Origin of the sequence: Pseudoxanthomonas sp., assembly GCF_035999195.1 — a bacterium.
Classification (GTDB): Bacteria; Pseudomonadota; Gammaproteobacteria; order Xanthomonadales; family Xanthomonadaceae; genus Pseudoxanthomonas_A.
Map to the genome: position 1 here is coordinate 1 of NZ_DASYGY010000006.1, position 2,548 is coordinate 2,548.

The window sequence follows — 2,548 nt, forward strand, 5'->3', positions numbered from 1 at the left end:
TCTCGCCGGCGGCGGTGTTGATGGAGGTGGAGGCGTCCTGGATGCGGCCGACGATGTCGGTCAACTGGGCGACGGTGGCGTTGGCGTCGTCGCGCATGGTGGCGAACACGCCGTGGAAGTCGCCTTCCATGCGCGCGGTCAGGTCGCCGTCGGCGATGGCACGCAGCAGGGCCGACAGTTGCGCGAGGTTGCGGTCGCTGGTGGCCATCATGGTGTTCAGGTCCTGCACCATCTGCAGGAAGTCGTGGCGGAAGCCGCGCTCGTCGCCGCGCGCGGTGAAGTCGCCGGCCGCCGCCGCCTGCGACAGGCGCTTGATCTCGCCGTTGATGGCCAGCAGGCTCTGCTTGGCCGCGTCCATCGCCTCGTGCAGGAACGCGCGGGTGCCGGGCAGGCGGCGCGCATCCTGGCTGAGGTCGCCGCTGGCGTAGCGCTCCAGGATGCCGATGGCGTCGCGGAACGCGTGCAGGTGCTCGAACATCATGGTGTTGATGCCGCCGGCCAGTTCGCCGTAGACGCCGGGGAAATCCTCCGGCATGCGGTGGGTGATGTCCTCGGCTTCGTGCAGGCGGATCATCTCGCGCGTCTCGCGCGAGAAGCGTTCCAGCATGTGCACCATCTCGTCGGTGGCCTTCAGCATCTGGCCCACTTCGTCCCGGCCGTGCTGGCCGGTACGCACGCTCAGGTCGCCGCGCGAGACGCCCTTGATGGCGGACAGGGCGCGGGCCACCGGCTCCAGCACGGACTGGCCGATCACCCAGCCGATCGCCATGCTCAGCAGTACCAGCAGGCCGCCGACGGCGGTCATGATGAAGGTGAACTGCAGCGCCTGCGCCTGCGTGTCGTCGATGTACACGCCGGTGCCGATCACCCAGCCCCAGGGTTGGTAGAGCGCGGCATACGAGGTCTTCGGCACCGGATCTTCCTCGCCGGCCTTGGCCCAGCTGTAGTCGACGTGGCCGCCACCGGCGCGCGCCACGCGCACGAATTCCGGGAAGATCCGCTTGCCGTCCGGGCTCAGCACGTCGTCCAGCGGCTTGCCCACCAGGTCGGGCCGCGTGGGATGCATCAGCATGGTCGGCGCCTCGTCGGTGACGAAGAAGTAGTCCACGCCCTTGTTGGCCTGCATGGAGGCCAGGGTGGCGAGCGCGCGCGCCTTGGCGTCGGCCTCGTCCAGCGTGCCGTCCTTGGCCTGCTGCGCGTAGCGCTCGATCACGCCCAGCGCCATCTCGGTCTGCGCCTGCAGCCCGGCCTGGCGCGTGCTGTTGAGGTCCACGTACTGCATGCGCGCGGCGATGACCGCGAGCGCGATCACCCCGAAGGCGACCAGCACGGTCTGGATCAGGAACCGGCGGCCGAGCGGCAGGTGGGACAGGGTGGCGGCGATGCGGGCGTTGAGCGTCATGGCGATCTCGTACGGCGGGGGCGATGCATGGGAGTGGGAGGGAACGCAGTGCGCCCCTCTGGTGTTATCGGCCGGCGCGCGCGGATTTGCAGGGGTGCGTTGCGTGCGTCGACGAAAGACGCATGGCCGGGATTGCGATGGCCGCATACGCGAAGACCGCGGGCCTTGCGGTCCGCGGTCTCGGGGGTGCTGCCGTGTTGCCGGATGCCCGGCGGCGGATCAGGCGGCGACCGCTTCCGGCAGGGGCTGGCCCAGATCGGCGCTGTCGATCAGCGTCTCGATGTCCAGCAGGATCAGCATGCGCTCGTCGATGGTGCCGATGCCGGAGATGAAGCGGGTATCGACGCTGGCGCCGAACTCCGGGGTGGGGCGGATCTGTTCGGCGTTGAGGGCGATCACGTCGGACACGCTGTCCACCACGATGCCGACCACGCGGTCCTCCACGTTCAGCACGATCATCACGGTGAAGGCGTCGTAACGTGCCTCCTTCAGCCGCAGCTTCAGGCGCAGGTCGATCACCGGCACGATGGTACCGCGCAGGTTGATGACGCCCTTGATGTAGTCCGGTGCGTCGGGCAGGCGGGTGACCGAGTCGTAGCCGCGGATTTCCTGGACCTTCAGGATGTCCACGCCGTAGTGCTCGTCTCCCAGGGTGAAGCTGAGGAACTCGTCCGCGGTCGCCGCGGCCAGGGTCTTCTTGTCGCTCATTCGTCGGGCTCCTGTTGCAGCCGGTAAGGGGTGTCGGGGTTCCCGGGGCGGAACCGGTCAAGGCCTAGATCGGCCCCGGGCGGGGTTTCTTTAGCGGGGTCAGTGCAGGTCCGGCTCCGCGACGGCGCGCTGGGCGCCACCGGCGGCGATGCGGGTGACCCGTTCCTGCACCAGGCGGGCGACGGTGCCGTGGCCGTCCAGGCGGAAGGTGGAGACGGCATCGCTCAGCGCGTGGGCCTGCTCCTCCATCGCGCGGGCGGCGGCGGTGGCTTCCTCCACCAGGGCAGCGTTCTGCTGGGTGGTCTCGTCCATCTGGGTGATGGTCTGGTTGACCTGCTCGATGCCGGCCGACTGTTCCTGCGATGCGGCCGAGATCTCGGCCATGATGTCGGTCACGCGCTGCACGCTGGCCACGATCTCGGCCATCGTCGCACCGGC

General features: G+C 69.1%; 3 protein-coding genes. All 3 read right to left on the reverse strand.

What is annotated here, in order from left to right; translation table 11 throughout:
- The coding region (locus VGN58_RS04615; RefSeq protein WP_327482157.1) for a cache domain-containing protein at positions 1-1,402 on the reverse strand (1,402 nt) is incomplete at its 3' end.
- Between the two features lie 219 nt (positions 1,403-1,621).
- Positions 1,622-2,110: a chemotaxis protein CheW gene (locus tag VGN58_RS04620; protein WP_055944429.1), complete on the reverse strand. Its 489-nt coding sequence runs from the start codon at positions 2,108-2,110 to the stop codon at positions 1,622-1,624.
- Positions 2,111-2,209: 99 nt separating this feature from the next.
- Positions 2,210-2,548: methyl-accepting chemotaxis protein (locus VGN58_RS04625; RefSeq protein ID WP_327482158.1), on the reverse strand; the 339-nt coding region annotated here is incomplete at its 5' end.

Excerpts from the sequence above, each read along its gene's own strand:
- VGN58_RS04620 (WP_055944429.1), bottom strand. The coding sequence starts at position 2,110 with ATGAGCGACAAGAAGACCCTGGCCGCGGCGACCGCGGACGAGTTCCTC.